The 14,175-nt window shown below is 75.1% G+C and carries 12 protein-coding genes and 1 riboswitch; of the genes, 4 read left to right on the top strand and 8 right to left on the bottom strand.

Annotation, left to right across the window (positions count from 1 at the left end):
- Nucleotides 1-140 precede the first annotated feature (140 nt).
- Nucleotides 141-1,358 carry an NADP-dependent isocitrate dehydrogenase gene (locus E1O70_RS09810; protein ID WP_021482263.1) on the bottom strand — a complete coding sequence of 406 codons (1,218 nt, stop codon included), beginning with the start codon at nt 1,356-1,358 and terminating at the stop codon, nt 141-143.
- Nucleotides 1,359-1,731: 373 nt separating this feature from the next.
- Between E1O70_RS09810 and E1O70_RS09815 the strand changes: the two genes are divergently transcribed.
- Nucleotides 1,732-2,802 (top strand): MIP/aquaporin family protein, encoded by a 1,071-nt coding sequence (locus tag E1O70_RS09815; protein WP_082774235.1) that lies wholly within the window; start codon nt 1,732-1,734, stop codon nt 2,800-2,802.
- Nucleotides 2,803-2,975: 173 nt separating this feature from the next.
- On the opposite strand, the gene E1O70_RS09820 is transcribed toward E1O70_RS09815, so the two are convergent.
- Nucleotides 2,976-3,407: a DUF3017 domain-containing protein gene (locus E1O70_RS09820; protein WP_061266885.1), complete on the bottom strand. Its 432-nt coding sequence runs from the start codon at nt 3,405-3,407 to the stop codon at nt 2,976-2,978.
- Between the two features lie 54 nt (nt 3,408-3,461).
- Here E1O70_RS09820 and E1O70_RS09825 point away from each other — a divergent pair, with 54 nt between their 5' ends.
- A complete protein-coding gene (locus tag E1O70_RS09825; RefSeq protein WP_082774234.1) occupies nt 3,462-4,856 on the top strand; it encodes an FAD-dependent oxidoreductase in 1,395 nt (464 codons plus the stop codon).
- 144 nt (nt 4,857-5,000) lie between these two features.
- On the opposite strand, the gene purH is transcribed toward E1O70_RS09825, so the two are convergent.
- Entirely contained in the window at nt 5,001-6,695 is a 1,695-nt protein-coding gene (gene purH / locus E1O70_RS09830) for a bifunctional phosphoribosylaminoimidazolecarboxamide formyltransferase/IMP cyclohydrolase (protein WP_061266884.1), read from the bottom strand.
- A 60-nt stretch (nt 6,696-6,755) separates the two neighbouring features.
- Nucleotides 6,756-6,844, bottom strand: a riboswitch (ZMP/ZTP riboswitch).
- A gap of 4 nt (nt 6,845-6,848) precedes the next feature.
- The gene (locus tag E1O70_RS09835) at nt 6,849-8,243 is read right to left on the bottom strand and encodes an MFS transporter (RefSeq protein ID WP_061266883.1); all 1,395 of its coding nucleotides are present in this window, start codon (nt 8,241-8,243) and stop codon (nt 6,849-6,851) included.
- Between the two features lie 104 nt (nt 8,244-8,347).
- Here E1O70_RS09835 and E1O70_RS09840 point away from each other — a divergent pair, with 104 nt between their 5' ends.
- The gene (locus E1O70_RS09840) at nt 8,348-8,968 is read left to right on the top strand and encodes an ArsR/SmtB family transcription factor (protein WP_061266882.1); all 621 of its coding nucleotides are present in this window, start codon (nt 8,348-8,350) and stop codon (nt 8,966-8,968) included.
- Here E1O70_RS09840 and purN read toward each other — a convergent pair.
- Nucleotides 8,965-9,606, bottom strand: coding sequence for a phosphoribosylglycinamide formyltransferase (gene purN, locus E1O70_RS09845; protein WP_061266881.1), 642 nt, complete (start codon nt 9,604-9,606; stop codon nt 8,965-8,967). The genes E1O70_RS09840 and purN overlap by 4 nt on opposite strands.
- 138 nt (nt 9,607-9,744) lie before the next feature.
- On the opposite strand from purN, the gene E1O70_RS20575 reads away from it, so the two are divergent.
- Nucleotides 9,745-10,356, top strand: a complete 612-nt coding sequence (locus tag E1O70_RS20575) for a hypothetical protein (protein ID WP_061266880.1) — start codon at nt 9,745-9,747, stop codon at nt 10,354-10,356.
- Between the two features lie 147 nt (nt 10,357-10,503).
- Here E1O70_RS20575 and E1O70_RS09855 read toward each other — a convergent pair whose 3' ends face one another.
- From E1O70_RS09855 to sucC, 3 genes are all read right to left on the bottom strand, one after another.
- Entirely contained in the window at nt 10,504-11,754 is a 1,251-nt protein-coding gene (locus E1O70_RS09855) for a cell division protein PerM (RefSeq protein ID WP_082774243.1), read from the bottom strand.
- Between the two features lie 166 nt (nt 11,755-11,920).
- Nucleotides 11,921-12,811, bottom strand: coding sequence for a succinate--CoA ligase subunit alpha (gene sucD, locus E1O70_RS09860; RefSeq protein WP_061266878.1), 891 nt, complete (start codon nt 12,809-12,811; stop codon nt 11,921-11,923).
- Nucleotides 12,812-12,848: 37 nt separating this feature from the next.
- Nucleotides 12,849-14,018 carry an ADP-forming succinate--CoA ligase subunit beta gene (gene sucC / locus E1O70_RS09865; protein ID WP_021482339.1) on the bottom strand — a complete coding sequence of 390 codons (1,170 nt, stop codon included), beginning with the start codon at nt 14,016-14,018 and terminating at the stop codon, nt 12,849-12,851.
- Between the last annotated feature and the right edge of the window lie 157 nt (nt 14,019-14,175).

Here is a 14,175-nt window from a genome sequence, read left to right on the forward strand (position 1 = left end):
CTCCCACAACGCGACCCGCCCGGACGCGCGGGGCGGCGCGCCCGCCGGTGCCGACTCCCGCCTCTGCGGCCCCCGGGCACGACGACGGCGGCGCCCCCTGCGCAGGGGACGCCGCCGTCGGGCGTGCGGTGCGGGCCGGGTCAGCCCAGGCGCGCCTTGAGGTTCTCGTCGAGCGCGGCGAGGAACTCCTCCGTGGTCAGCCACTCCTGGTCCGGGCCGATGAGGAGCGCGAGGTCCTTCGTCATCTTGCCGGACTCGACCGTCTTGATGACGACGTCCTCGAGCGTCTGCGCGAACTCGGTGACCTCGGGCGTGCCGTCGAGCTTGCCGCGGTGCATGAGGCCGCGCGTCCAGGCGAAGATCGACGCGATCGGGTTCGTCGACGTCGGCTTGCCCTGCTGGTGCTGGCGGTAGTGGCGCGTCACCGTGCCGTGCGCGGCCTCGGCCTCGACGGTCTGGCCGTCCGGGGTCATGAGGACCGACGTCATGAGGCCGAGCGAGCCGAAGCCCTGCGCGACGGTGTCGGACTGGACGTCGCCGTCGTAGTTCTTGCAGGCCCAGACGTAGCCGCCCTCCCACTTCATGGCCGAGGCGACCATGTCGTCGATGAGGCGGTGCTCGTAGGTGAGGCCCTTGGCGGCGAACGCCTCGGCGAACTCGGCGTCGAACACCTCCTGGAAGATGTCCTTGAAGGCGCCGTCGTAGGCCTTGAGGATCGTGTTCTTGGTCGAGAGGTACACGGGGTACTCGCGCTGGAGGCCGTACGCGAACGAGGCGCGCGCGAAGTCGCGGATCGACTCGTTGAAGTTGTACATGCCCATCGCGACGCCGCCCTCCTCGGGCATGGTCACGACCTCGAACTTCTGCGCCTCGGAGCCGTCGGCCGGCTCGAACGTCATCGTGATCTTGCCCGGGCCGGGGACCTTGAAGTTCGTCGACTTGTACTGGTCGCCGTGGGCGTGACGGCCGATGATGATCGGCTTGTTCCAGCCCGGCACGAGGCGCGGGATGTTGGAGATGATGATCGGCTCGCGGAAGACGACGCCACCGAGGATGTTGCGGATCGTGCCGTTCGGCGAGACCCACATCTTCTTCAGGCCGAACTCCTCGACACGCGCCTCGTCGGGCGTGATCGTCGCGCACTTGACGCCGACGTTGTACTGCTTGATCGCGTGCGCGGCGTCGATCGTGACCTGGTCGTCGGTCGCGTCGCGGTTCTGGATCGACAGGTCGTAGTACTTGAGGTCCACGTCGAGGTACGGGTGGATGAGGCGGTCCTTGATGAACTGCCAGATGATGCGCGTCATCTCGTCGCCGTCGAGCTCGACGACCGGGTTGACGACCTTGATCTTGCCCATGCGCAGATCGCTCCAACTGTCGGGGACTGGAGCCCCCGGGTGTCGGACGGCGACCGTGCGGCCCGTGGGCCCGGTCCGTCGCACACGAGGGCGTTGCTGACCGCGGTCCAGGGTACTCGACTTCTCGACGTCAAGATACTTTGGCGACGCCCGGCGGACCGTTCGGATCGTGAGACTTGGCGTCCGTTCTCAGGTGCAGCACCGCAGATTCCCACGCATCTCCCGGGTGGTGGTGGCAAGATGCCCCCAGATGCCGGAATGGCCGGGCACTCGGTCAGGCATCGTGCCGTCGTCCCGACGGCCCGCCGGTGCCGCACCGCGGCACACCGGGCCGGGACTGCCCGAAGTTCCCACCGAACCAGACAGGATCATCATGTCCCAGGACACCACCGCTCCCGGCGCACCGGAGGGCTACGTCGACGACGCGCGCCCCGCGCAGACCGAGGCCGTCGCTGTCGTCCAGCCCAGCCTCCTCGCGCGCCTCGGCGCCGAGGTCTTCGGCACGTTCTTCCTCGTCCTCGCGATCATCGGTGTGGCGCTGTACACCTTCGTCAGCCAGCAGAACGCCCTCGCGGTCGCTCTCGCGGGCGGCCTCGCGCTGCTCGCCGGCGCCGCCGCCGTCGGCAACGTCTCCGGCGGCCACTTCAACCCGGCGGTGACGCTCGGCGCCGCCATCGGCGGCCGCACCGCGTGGCGCGACGTGCTGCCCTACTGGGTCGCGCAGCTCGTCGGCGCGCTCCTCGCGGGCCTCGTCCTGCTCGCCACCGTCCCGAGCTCGCTGCCCGCGCTCGTCGGGCAGGAGGACCGCGGCGGCCTGTTCGTCTCGACCGCGAACGGCTACGGCGACTTCTCGTCCCTCTCCACGGCGTCGCAGGGCGGCACCGAGTTCGGGCTGCTCGCCGCGCTGCTCATCGAGACCATCGCGACGGCGGTGTTCGTCGGCGTGATCCTCGGCGTGACCGACAAGCGCGCGACCGTGCAGTACGCGCCGGTCGTCATCGGCCTCACCCTCACCGCCCTGATCCTCGTCGCGGTGCCCGTCACGAACGCGTCGCTCAACCCGGCCCGCTCCATGGCGTCGGCCGTCTTCGCGGGCGACGGGGACCTGTGGAAGCAGCAGTGGGTCTTCTGGGTCGCGCCGCTCCTCGGCGCCGCGATCGCGGGCCTCTTCTACCGGGCGTTCGCGTTCGCCCCGAAGCAGGACGACCTGCTCGGCGAGGACCACGTCGTCACGCTGACCGAGGCCGAGGTCGCCGGTGGCGCCGCCGCCGGTGCGGGCGCGGCCGTCGTCGGCGCCGGTGCGGGCACCGTCGTCGAGGAGGCGGTCGTCGTCACGGACGAGAACGGCGACGTGGTCGCGGTCGAGGAGGTCGTCGAGACGGAGGTCGAGACCGACGACCCCGACGCCCCGGCCCCCGGCGAGGGCACGACCCCGCGGGCCTGACCCTCTCGCACGCCCGACGGGCCCGGACCGCGCACGCGGTCCGGGCCCGTCGTCGTGCAGGCCGCACCTCGTGCAGGCCGCACCTCGTGCAGGCCGCACCTCGTGCGGGTCGCTCGTCGCGCGGGTTCGCACGTCGCGCGGGCCGCACGTCCGCCGCGCTCCGCGCGGGGACGTCAGAGCTCGCCCTGGTCCAGGCTCAGCGCGAGGAACGCCATGACCGCTGCGGGCGCGAGGAAGAAGAAGACGTCGAGCCCGCGCGACCGGACGGTGATGCCGACCGGGCCGGGGCCCGGGATCGCCGCGCGGCACACGCCCGCGACGGCGAGCAGCCCGGAGAGCGCGAAGCAGCCCGCGCGCGCACCGGCGAGGACGGCCACGACCGTGGCGACGGCGACGCCCGCGAGGACCAGCCACATCGCGGGCTGGCGGGACGGCGCGAGGCTCGCGGGCGGCTCGGGCACCGGGGGCGGGGTCGCGTCGTCGGGCACCGGGGCGCCCTCGGGAGCCGTCCCGTCGCCGGTCTCGTCGTCGACGTGGTGCCACACCGGCACGAGCGTCGCGCGTGGCCGGTGCCGCGTCCCCCCGTCCGCGGTGACGTCGCTCACGCTGCTGCACCTTCCACGCCCGGAAGCCTACCGTCGTGCCCTAGCGTGACGTGCATGCCGTCCGTCGTGCCGCCGGTCCCGTCCGCTCCCCCCGCCACCTCGACCGATCCCGCGACCGGCCCTGCGGCCGGCCCGGCGACCACCCGGCACGACGGCGGGCCGCCGTCGTCCGTGGTCGTCGTCGGCGCCGGGCTCGCGGGCGCCCAGACCCTCGCCGCGCTCCGCCGCCGCGGCCACACCGGGCGCGTCACGCTGCTCGGCGCGGAGGGCGTGCCGCCGTACGACCGCCCGCCCCTGTCGAAGGAGCTCCTCAGCCGGCCCTCCCCCGCGTGGCTCGCCGACGACCTCGGGGTGGACGTCGACGCGCTCGCCGACGACGTCCGCCTCGCCGACCCGGCCGTGCGCCTCGATCGGGTCGGGACCGCCGACGCTTCCGGCTGGTCCGTCGAGACGCGGTCGGGCGACCGCCTCGTCGCCGGCGCCGTCGTGCTCGCGGTCGGCTCCGTGCCCGTGCGGCCGCACGGCTGGGAGCACGCGCGCGTGCTCCACACCGCGGCCGACGCCGACGCCCTGCGCGCCGCGCTCCGGCCGGGCCTGCGCCTCGTCCTCGTCGGGGCCGGGTGGATCGGCGCGGAGCTCGCCGGCGTCGCGGCGGGCGCCGGTGCGCACGTCACCGTCGTCGAGGCCGCGGGTGCGCCGCTGCACCGCCAGCTCGGCCCGGACGTCGGGGTGCACCTCGCGCCCTGGTACGCGGCCGCGGGTGCCGAGCTCGTCACCGGCGCCACCGTCGCGGAGGTCCGGCCCGACGGCGTCCGGCTCGCCGACGGCCGCGAGCTGCCGGCCGACGTCGTGCTCGCCGCCGTGGGCGCCCGCCCCGCCACCGACTGGCTCGACGGCGTCGTGCCCCGCGACGCGCGCGGCGGCGTCACCGTGGACGCGGACGGCGCCGTGCCGGGGCTGCCCGGCCTCTGGGCGGTCGGCGACTGCGCGAACCGCGACCACCCCGTGCTCGGTCCTGTCCCGGGCGGGCACTGGTCGGCGGCGCTCCACGACCCGGACGCGACCGTCGCGGCGCTGCTCGGCGACGGCGGCGACCGGGCCGCGCACGCGCCGTACGTGTTCTCCCAGCAGCTCGGGCACGACCTCGCGCTGTTCGGCGTGCCCGCCGAGGGTGACGAGGTCGTGCTGCGCGGCGACCCCGCGGGCGGCGCCACCGGCCACGAGGGCTGGGCCGCGTTCTACCTCGCGCCCGCGGCACGCTCCGAGCCCGGCGGCCCAGCCGCCGACGACCCGACCGCCCGGGGCACCGACGTCCGGGCCGTGCTCCTGGTCGACTCGCCGCGCGACGTCGGCCCCGTGCGCAAGGCGATGAACCGGACGGGCCGCCTGCGCGTCGACCTCGACGTCGCGCTCGACCCGGCCCGGCGCCTGCGCGACGCCCTCGCCTGACGCCCTCGCCTCGCCCCCTCGCCCGCGAGCGCGAGCGCGAGCGCGACCGCGAGCGCGAGCGCGAGCGCGACCGCGAGCGCGAGCGCGAGCGCGAGCGCGACGGCCCGCCGGTCCGAGGACCGGCGGGCCGTCGAGCGGGACGGGTCAGTGCGCGAAGTGGCGCGTCCCCGTGAAGTACATCGTCACGCCCGCGGCGCGGGCGGCCTCGATCACCTCGGCGTCGCGGATCGACCCGCCCGGCGCGACGACGGCGCGCACGCCGGCGTCGAGCAGGATCTGCAGGCCGTCTGCGAACGGGAAGAACGCGTCGGAGGCCGCGACGGCGCCGCGGGCCCGCTCCTCGCCGTCCGCGAGCGTGTTGGCGCGCTCGACCGCGAGGCGGCACGAGTCGACGCGGTTGACCTGCCCCATCCCGACCCCGACGGCGGCCCCGTCGCGCGCGAGGAGGATCGCGTTCGACTTCGCCGCGCGGATCGCGCGCCACGCGAACGCGAGGTCGGCGAGCGTCGCGTCGTCCGCGGCGTCGCCCGTGACGAGCGTCCAGTGCTCGGGCGCGTCGCCGCCGGTGACGTTCCCCTCGGCGTCGGTCACGACGGCGTCGACCCGGTCCGCGCTCTGCACGAGCAGCCCGCCGCTGACCGGGCGGGTCTCGACGGTCGTCGTCGGCGGGGCGTCGACGACGAGGAGGCGCAGGTTCTTCTTCGCCCGGAGCACCTCGAGCGCGTCCGGCTCGAACCCGGGCGCCACGACCACCTCGGTGAAGACGGGCGCGATCTGCTCGGCGGCCGCCTTCGTCACGACGCGGTTCGCGGCGATGACGCCGCCGTAGGCCGACACGGGGTCGGTCGCGTGGGCGCGCGCGTGCGCCTCGGCGACGTCCGTCCCGACCGCGATGCCGCACGGGTTCGCGTGCTTGATGATCGCGACGGCCGGCTCGGCGTGGTCGTGCGCGGCACGCCACGCGGCGTCGGCGTCGACGTAGTTGTTGTAGCTCATCGCCTTGCCGTGGAGCTGCGTCGCCTGGGCGAGCCCCGTCGCACCGTGGCCGACCGTGTAGAGGGCGGCGCGCTGGTGCGGGTTCTCCCCGTACCGCAGCACGTCGGCGCGGTCCCACGTGGCGCCGATCCACGCCGGGAAGCCCGTGCTCACCGTCTCGCCCTCGGCGCCGCCCTCGACCGGGACCGCGTCCGTCGGCGCGACGACGTTGCCCATCCAGGACGCGACGACGACGTCGTACGTCGCGGTGTGCACGAACGCCGCGGCGGCGAGCGCCTTGCGCTGCGCGTAGGTGAAGCCGCCCGCCTGCACGGCCGCGACGACGTCGTCGTACCGGGCCGGGTCCACGACGACCGCGACGCTCGGGTGGTTCTTCGCCGCCGCACGGACCATCGACGGGCCACCGATGTCGATCTGCTCGACGACCTCGTCCGGCCCCGCGCCCGACGCCACGGTCGCGGCGAACGGGTAGAGGTTGACGACGACGAGCTCGAACGGCGCGATGCCGAGCTCGTCGAGCTGCGCGAGGTGGTCGGCCTTGCGCGAGTCCGCGAGGATGCCGGCGTGCACGCGCGGGTGGAGCGTCTTGACGCGGCCCTCGAGGCACTCGGGGAACCCGGTGAGGTCCTCGACCTTCGTCACCGGGACGCCCGCGGCCGCGACGGTCGACGCCGTCGAGCCGGTGGAGACGAGCTCGACGCCCGCGGCGTGCAGCGCCGTGGCGAGCTCGACGAGGCCCGTCTTGTCGTAGACGCTCAGGAGCGCGCGGCGCACGGGGCGCCGCGAGTCGTCGGTGAGCTGGACGTCGGGGGCGGAGGGCACGTGCGGGGCCGGGTGGGACATGACGAGGGGCTCCTCTGGGTCGCGGTCGCCGCGCCGACGGAGCCGACGCGAGTGGCAGAACCCAGGCGCCCAGGCGGTCGACGCTCCAGCAGGTAGATCCGGCCGCTCCCCGGTGGTCGTTCCCACCCTCGCCAGTCGCGGCCGTCGTCCAGTCTAGCGGCCCGACGGCGGCGCCCCCGGCTCGGTCGGGCCGGCACCCGGTACCGCGCCCGGCACGACCCCCGACGCCGCGAGGGCGGCCGCGTCGTCGGCCCAGGTGTCGGGCGTGCCGACCCGCCAGAGCGGGCGGACCGCGCTGAGGACCGCGACCGTGACGACGAGGAGCCCCGCGAGCACCGCGAGCGCGGTCCCGAGCCCGAACCGGTCGAGGAGCCCGCTCCCGACGAGCGGGACGAGCGGGCCCGCCGCGAGGCCGGTGAGCCCGAGCACGGACGCGAGCCGACCCTGGAGCTGCGGTGGGGTGACGGCCGCGGCGTACCCCGACAGGCCCGCGTTCACGGCCGGGACGAGCAGGAGGGCGAACGGCAGCACCGCGAGGTAGGCCGCGTACGACTCCAGCACGGCCATGACGACGGACCCCGCGGCGAGCACCCCGAGCGCCGCGACGACGAGCGCCCCCGCGCGGACCCGCGCGACGAGCCGGGGTGCGAGCACTGCCCCGACGAGCACGCCCACGCCGACCGCGAGGTCGACCAGGCCGATGAGGAGCGGCGCCGTGCCCGTCCGCACGAGCTCGAGGTTGATGCCGACCATGAGGCTGCCGAACGCGACGTTGATGACGACGAACAGGCCGAGCAGCGCGCGGAACAGCGGCACGGACCACACGAAGCACAGCCCCTCGCGCAGCGCCGCGACGGGCCGGGTGGCGCGCGCGGCCGCGACGTCGCCGTTGAGCGGCTCGCGCACGAGCCACGTGCACACCGCGGTCGCCGCGTGCCCGATCGCGGCCCCGGCGAGCGGCACGGCGTGCGCGACGGCGTAGAGCGCCCCGCCGAGCGGGCCGGCGAGCAGGCTCGCCACGGCGTCCCGGCCCTGGGCGGCCGCGAGCGCCGTCGGGAGCTGCGGCACCGGCACGACCGAGCGGAACGCGCCGCTCGTCGCCGGGTCCACGAGCGCACCGACGACCGAGGCCCCGAACAGGACGGCGGCGAGGTGCCACGCGGAGAGCGAGCCGGTGCCGGCGGCCACCGCGACGGTCGTCCAGAGCAGCGCCCCCACGGTCGCCGCGGCCACGACGAGGCGCCGGCGGTCCACGCGGTCGGCGACGACGCCCGCGGGCAGCGTCGCCAGCAGCGCCCCGACCTGCCCGACGGCGGCCACCACCCCCGCCTGCACGACGGACCCGGTGAGCCCGTACGCCACGAGCGGCACCGCGAAGAGCGCCACCCCGGCACCGAGCGACTCCGCGGTCAGCCCGGTCATGAGCAGCAGGTACGACCGGTTGCGCAGGAGCGACGGCGGCGCGTCCGGCGCGAGGCCGACCGCGGCACCGGGGTCGGACGACGGAGCGGTGCAGGGTCCCGGGGGCGCGGGGGGTGGGTTCGACATGGCTGAGAACCTACGTCCGCAACGACCGTTGCGCAATAGTCGTTGCGCACTTTGTGGTGAGCACTCCCCCGTGCGGAACACTCGGGCGTTGCTAGCCTCGGCCTGTGCTCGAGACCTTCCACGTCCAGGACCCCGCGGCGCTGCGCGCGATCGCGCACCCGCTGCGCCAGCGGATCCTCATGGAGCTCGCCGTCCTCGGCCACGCGCGCGCGGCCGACCTCGCCCGGGCCACCGGGGAGCCCGCCAACTCCGTGAGCTTCCACCTCCGGGTCCTCGCCCGGGCGGGCATGATCGTCGAGGCGCCCGAGCACGCCCGGGACCGGCGGGACCGCGTCTGGAAGAACGTCGCGGAGACCTACGCGGTGGAGCCCGGGACGCCGGACGCGGTGCGCCACGTCGTCCGCCCGGCGCTCGCCTGGGCCGAGGAGACGTTCCGCCGCGGGAGCGCGATGGGTGCGCGCGAGGACCGGATCCTCGCGCTGAGCACGCTCGTGCTCAGCCCCGAGCAGGCGACGACGATGTCGCGCGAGCTCCAGGAGCTCGTCGGGCGCTGGAACACGCGCGCGCTCGAGGAGGGGCGCGCGGACCCCGAGGCGCGCCGCGAGACCTACCAGGTGCTCGCGGTGCTCGCCCCGCGCGACCTGCCCCCGGCGGCCGACGACGACCCCGCGCCCCCGCCGGGAGAGGACGCCTCCGGCCGACGGGCCGAGACGCCCGCCGACTAGCCCAGCACGACCCGGCGTCCGTCGACGCGCAGGCCCTCGCGCGCCACGCGCCCCACGGTCTCGACGAGCAGCGCGCGCTCGGCCACCTTGATGCGCTCGTGCAGCGACGACTCGTCGTCGCCGTCCTCGACCGGCACCGCGACCTGGGCGACGATCGGGCCGGTGTCCACGCCGTCGTCGACCACGTGGACCGTGCAGCCCGTGACGCGCACGCCGTAGGCGAGCGCGTCGCGCACGCCGTGCGCGCCGGGGAAGGACGGCAGGAGCGCGGGGTGGGTGTTGAGCGTGCGGCCCGCGAAGCGGCCCACGAACGCGGGGCCGAGGATGCGCATGAACCCGGCGAGGACCACGAGGTCGGGCCGGAACACGTCCACCGCCTGCGCGACGGCCTCGTTCCACGCGGCCCGGTCCGCGAAGTCGCCGGGGGCCACGACCACGGCGGCGACGCCCGCCTCGCGGGCGAGGTCCAGGCCGCCGGCGTCCGCCTTGTCGGAGACGACGCCCACGACGCGCGCGCCGTACGCGGCGTCGTCGTGCGCGGCGAGGAGCGCCGCGAGGTTGCTGCCCGCCCCCGACACCAGCACGACGACGCGGGCGGCGGAGGTGGACTCGACGGGGTGGCCGGACGGCGTCTGCACGGTGCTCCTGCGGGGTTTCGAGGGGTCGCGGGTCACGGAGCGCGACCGCGGCGGCGGGCCGGTGGGACGCCCGTCGGGGCACGCAGCCTCCGATGGGAGAATGTACCGCGAGCCGCCCGACCGACCGAGGAGCTGCCCGTGGGCAACCCGTACGCACCGCCCCGTCCCGACGCGCCGCAGCAGCCTCGACCCGAGCCCGCGCAGCCGGAGGACGGAGCGCGTCCGGACGCGCCGGCGCCTGCACCGGGCCCCGCCCCCGCGCCGATCCCCCCGGCCCCCGCGCGCCCGGACCAGCAGGCCGGGCCGGGCCACCGGCGCCCCGCGCCGCCCGAGCCCGCGGAGCCCGACCCGGAGCTCGCCCGGCAGGCGACGCGACGCACCCTGCACTTCGGCCTGCTCCTGCTCGCCGTCATCGTCGTGAGCACCATGCCGTTCCCGTGGCAGGCGGTGAGCCTCGCGCTCGCGCTCGGCGCGATCGTCGTGGGCATCCGGGCGCTGCTCGCCGTCTGGCGGGCCCGCGTGCGCGGCGCGCTCGTCCCGGCCCTCGGGATCGGCGTCGGGCTCTCGGCCATGCTCGCGCTCCAGATGGTCTCGACGCTCGTCACGTGGGACGTCGCGCTCGCGCACCAGCAGTGCCTCGACGGCGCGATCACCGTCTCGGCCGAGAAGCGCTGCGACGTCGAGCGCACGCACGCGCTCGAGGAGAAGTTCGCACGCTGGTTCCCGACCCCCGCCCCCGCGTCCTCCTGACACGTCGAGGCTCCGTCACCCGTTCGCGACGCAGCTCGCCGACGGTGAGCGCGTGACGGTGCCGGCGACCCCGGCGGGCCGACCGCCGCGGACGACGCCGCGCGGCAGCTCCTGCCGGTCCGCCCCGGCGACCCGCCTGCGCGAGGGTCAGCCGGCGTCGCCGTGGCGCCGGCCCAGGACCTCGAGCCGGGACCACAGGACGGCGAGCGCGGCGCCGCCGCCGATCTCGGCCGCGGCGAGCGCGCCGACGACGAGCGCGTCCGCGCCCACGACCTCGAGCCGGCCGGGGCCCACCGCTCCCCCGGCGAGCCAGCTCACGAGCCCGACGAGCAGGCCGGACGCGAGCGCGACGCCGGCGAGCGCGAGGACGACGGCGGACCAGGGGACGACGTCGTCCGGGTGGGTGCACGTCACGTCGCGCAGGCGCCGCCAGACGAACACGCCCGCGACGACGCCGAGCGCGACGACGCCGGCCGGCACCCAGGGCGTGAGGGCGTTGGTCCAGTCGTCGCCGGGCAGCGCCCCGAGGAGCGGGATCGCGGGCAGCGCGCCCGGCTCCGACCCGCCGGGCGCAAACGTGCTCCCCTCGCCCACGGCGAACCCGGGGCCGACGAGCCACGCCCCGGCCCACGCCACGAGGTTGGGCAGCACGGCGAGCTGGCCGAGTGCGAGGACGATCCCCCCGACGGTCCCGGGCACGAGCCCGGCGACGATGTCGCCCGACGTCGCGCGGCCCGCGACGAGCCACGCGCCGACGACCACGGCGGACGCCCCGGCGAGCAGGCTCGTGCCGAGCAGACCGCCCCGCAGCCCGAGGCGCACCGTCGGTGGCACGACCCGGTCGAGACGCCCGGCGAGGTCGGCGACGAACGGCGCGTCCGGGCGCGCGAGGATCCCGCCGCCGAGCCCGAGCCCTCCGACGACGGCTCCCCCGACGACGGCGACCCCGAGCCCCCAGGGCGGCGTCGAGCCGGCGAGCAGCGCGACGCCGAGCGTCGCGAGCGCGTACGTGGCGGTGCCGGACACCCAGGCGGAGACCGCGGTGTGCGCCGAGCGGCGTGCCGACGCGAAGCAGCAGAAGAGCGCGAGGGCGGTGAGACCGAGCGGCACGAGGGTGACCGTCGTGCCGCTCGCGACGAGCGGGACGCCGTGGCCGAGGAGCCAGAAGCCCGCCGCGACGGTGACCGACTGCCCCCAGCCCGTCCCCTCGGACGCCCCGGTCGAGGACGCCAGGAAGGCGACGACGCCCGGGAGCACGACGACGGCGAGCGACAGGGTGAGCGCCTGGAGCGCGGCGAGCACGCCGGACGGTGCACGACGCACCCCGACGGGCGCGGGTGCCGGGCTGCCTTCCACGGTGCGCGTGCGCGCACCGCGAGTCGTGCTGGTGGTGCTCATGGTGCCCATCGTCGTCGATCGAGAGGTCGGTTCAGGGCATTCGCCCCGGCGCGCCAGACTACCGGCGCCCCCGGCTCCGGGGACGACGACGCCCCGCGACCGGCGGACCGGTCGCGGGGCGTCGTACGGCGTGGCAGCGGGCCGTGCGGCCCGACGGAGCCAGGGGTCAGGCGAGGACCTCGCGCAGGAGCGCGGCGGTCTCGGACGGCGTCTTGCCGACCTTGACGCCGACGGCCTCCAGGGCCTCCTTCTTCGCCTGGGCGGTGCCCGCGGAGCCGGAGACGATGGCGCCGGCGTGGCCCATCGTCTTGCCCTCGGGAGCCGTGAAGCCCGCGACGTAGCCGACGACCGGCTTCGTGACGTGCGCCTTGATGTACGCCGCGGCGCGCTCCTCGGCGTCCCCGCCGATCTCGCCGATCATGACGATCGCCTTGGTCTCGGGGTCGTTCTCGAACGCCTCGAGCGCGTCGATGTGCGTGGTGCCGACGATCGGGTCGCCGCCGATGCCGATGGCGGTCGAGAAGCCGAGGTCCTTGAGCTCGTACATCATCTGGTAGGTCAGCGTGCCCGACTTCGACACGAGACCGACCGGGCCCTTGCCCGTGATGGTGTGCGGGGTGATGCCGGCGAGCGACTCGCCCGGCGTGATGATGCCGGGGCAGTTCGGGCCGATCATGCGCGTGCCCTTGCCCTGCAGGTAGGCCCAGACCTCGGCCGTGTCCTGGACGGGCACGCCCTCGGTGATGACGACGATGAGCGGCATCTCGGCGTCGATCGCCTCGATCGCGGCGTCCTTGGTGAACGCCGGCGGGACGAACAGGACGGACACGTTCGCGCCCGTCTCGGCCATCGCCTCGGCGACGGTGCCGAACACCGGCAGCGTGACGTCGTTGCCCTCGTGGTCCTTGTGCGTGACGGTCGTGCCGGCCTTGCGGGCGTTGACGCCGCCGACGATCTGCGCGCCCGAGTCGAGCATGAGGGCGGTGTGCTTGGCACCCATCCCGCCGGTGATGCCCTGGACGATGATCTTGGAGTCGGAGTTCAGGTAGATCGACATGGTGTTCTCTGTCTCAGCTTTCCGCGTCTACGGGCGATCAGGCGTTGGCCAGCTCGGCCGCCTTGGCGGCACCGCCGTCCATGGTCTCGGCGAGGGTCACGAGCGGGTGGTTCGCCTCGCGCAGGATCGCGCGGCCGAGCTCCACGTTGTTGCCGTCGAGGCGCACGACGAGCGGCTTGGTCGCCTCGTCGCCGAGGATCTCGAGCGCGCCCACGATGCCCTTCGCGACCTCGTCGCACGCGGTGATGCCACCGAAGACGTTGACGAAGACCGACTTGACCTGCGGGTCGTTGAGGATGACGTCGAGACCGTTCGCCATGACCTGCGCGTTCGCGCCGCCGCCGATGTCGAGGAAGTTCGCCGGCTTGACGCCGCCGTGCTCCTCGCCCGCGTACGCGACGACGTCGAGCGTGCTCATGACGAGCCCGGCGCCGTTGCCGATGATGCCGACCTCGCCGTCGAGCTTGACGTAGTTGAGGCCGTTCTCCTTGGCCTTGGCCTCGAGCGGGTCGGTCGACTCCTTGTCCTCCAGCGCCTCGTGGTCCGGGTGACGGACCTCCGACGCGTTGTCGTCCAGCGTGACCTTGCCGTCGAGCGCGATGATCGAGCCGTCCTCGGTGCGGACGAGCGGGTTCACCTCGACGAGCGTCGCGTCCTCGGCCGTGAACACGGTCCACAGCGAGCGGATGACGTCGGCGACCGGCGCCTTGAGCTCCTCGGCGAAGCCCGCGGCGTCGACGATCTCGCGCGCCTTCGCCTCGTCGATGCCCACGATCGGGTCGACGGCGACCTTGGCGAGCGCCTCGGGGCGCTCGACGGCGAGCTGCTCGATCTCCATGCCGCCCTCGACGGAGCACATGGCGAGGTAGTTGCGGTTCGAGCGGTCCAGCAGCACCGAGAAGTAGAACTCCTCGGCGATCTTGGCACCCTGCGCCACCATCACGCGGTGGACGGTGTGGCCCTTGATGTCCATGCCGAGGATCTCGGACGCCTTCTCGGCGGCCTCCTCGGGCGAGTGGGCGAGCTTGACGCCGCCGGCCTTGCCGCGGCCGCCGGTCTTCACCTGGGCCTTGACGACCACGGTGCCCCCGCCGAGCTTCTCGGCTCCCGCGCGGGCCTCCTCGGGCGTCGTCGCGACGACCCCGCCCAGCACGGGCACGCCGTGCTTCTCGAAGATGTCACGCGCCTGGTATTCGAACAGGTCCACCCTGCTGCGTCCTTCCGTCTGATGCGCCGTGTGCGGCATGACCGATGTCTCGACATCAAGACATCCCCGTACAGGGTAGCCCCCGCTCCGGGGCGCGCCTATCCGGGGCCGCTGCGGTGGCTCGCGGACCGGTGTTCCTTTCGTCACCCCGCACGAC

This window comes from Cellulosimicrobium funkei, from assembly GCF_004519295.1.
Taxonomy (GTDB): Bacteria; Actinomycetota; Actinomycetes; order Actinomycetales; family Cellulomonadaceae; genus Cellulosimicrobium; species Cellulosimicrobium funkei.

What these genes read in the sequence shown, in the direction of transcription:
- E1O70_RS09825 (WP_082774234.1), top strand. Translation starts at nt 3,462, where the DNA reads ATGCCGTCCGTCGTGCCGCCGGTCCCGTCCGCTCCCCCCGCCACCTCG.
- E1O70_RS09835 (WP_061266883.1), bottom strand. Translation starts at nt 8,243, where the DNA reads ATGTCGAACCCACCCCCCGCGCCCCCGGGACCCTGCACCGCTCCGTCG.
- purH (WP_061266884.1), bottom strand. Translation starts at nt 6,695, where the DNA reads ATGTCCCACCCGGCCCCGCACGTGCCCTCCGCCCCCGACGTCCAGCTC.
- E1O70_RS09810 (WP_021482263.1), bottom strand. Translation starts at nt 1,358, where the DNA reads ATGGGCAAGATCAAGGTCGTCAACCCGGTCGTCGAGCTCGACGGCGAC.
- sucD (WP_061266878.1), bottom strand. Translation starts at nt 12,811, where the DNA reads ATGTCGATCTACCTGAACTCCGACTCCAAGATCATCGTCCAGGGCATC.
- E1O70_RS09855 (WP_082774243.1), bottom strand. Translation starts at nt 11,754, where the DNA reads ATGAGCACCACCAGCACGACTCGCGGTGCGCGCACGCGCACCGTGGAA.
- E1O70_RS09815 (WP_082774235.1), top strand. Translation starts at nt 1,732, where the DNA reads ATGTCCCAGGACACCACCGCTCCCGGCGCACCGGAGGGCTACGTCGAC.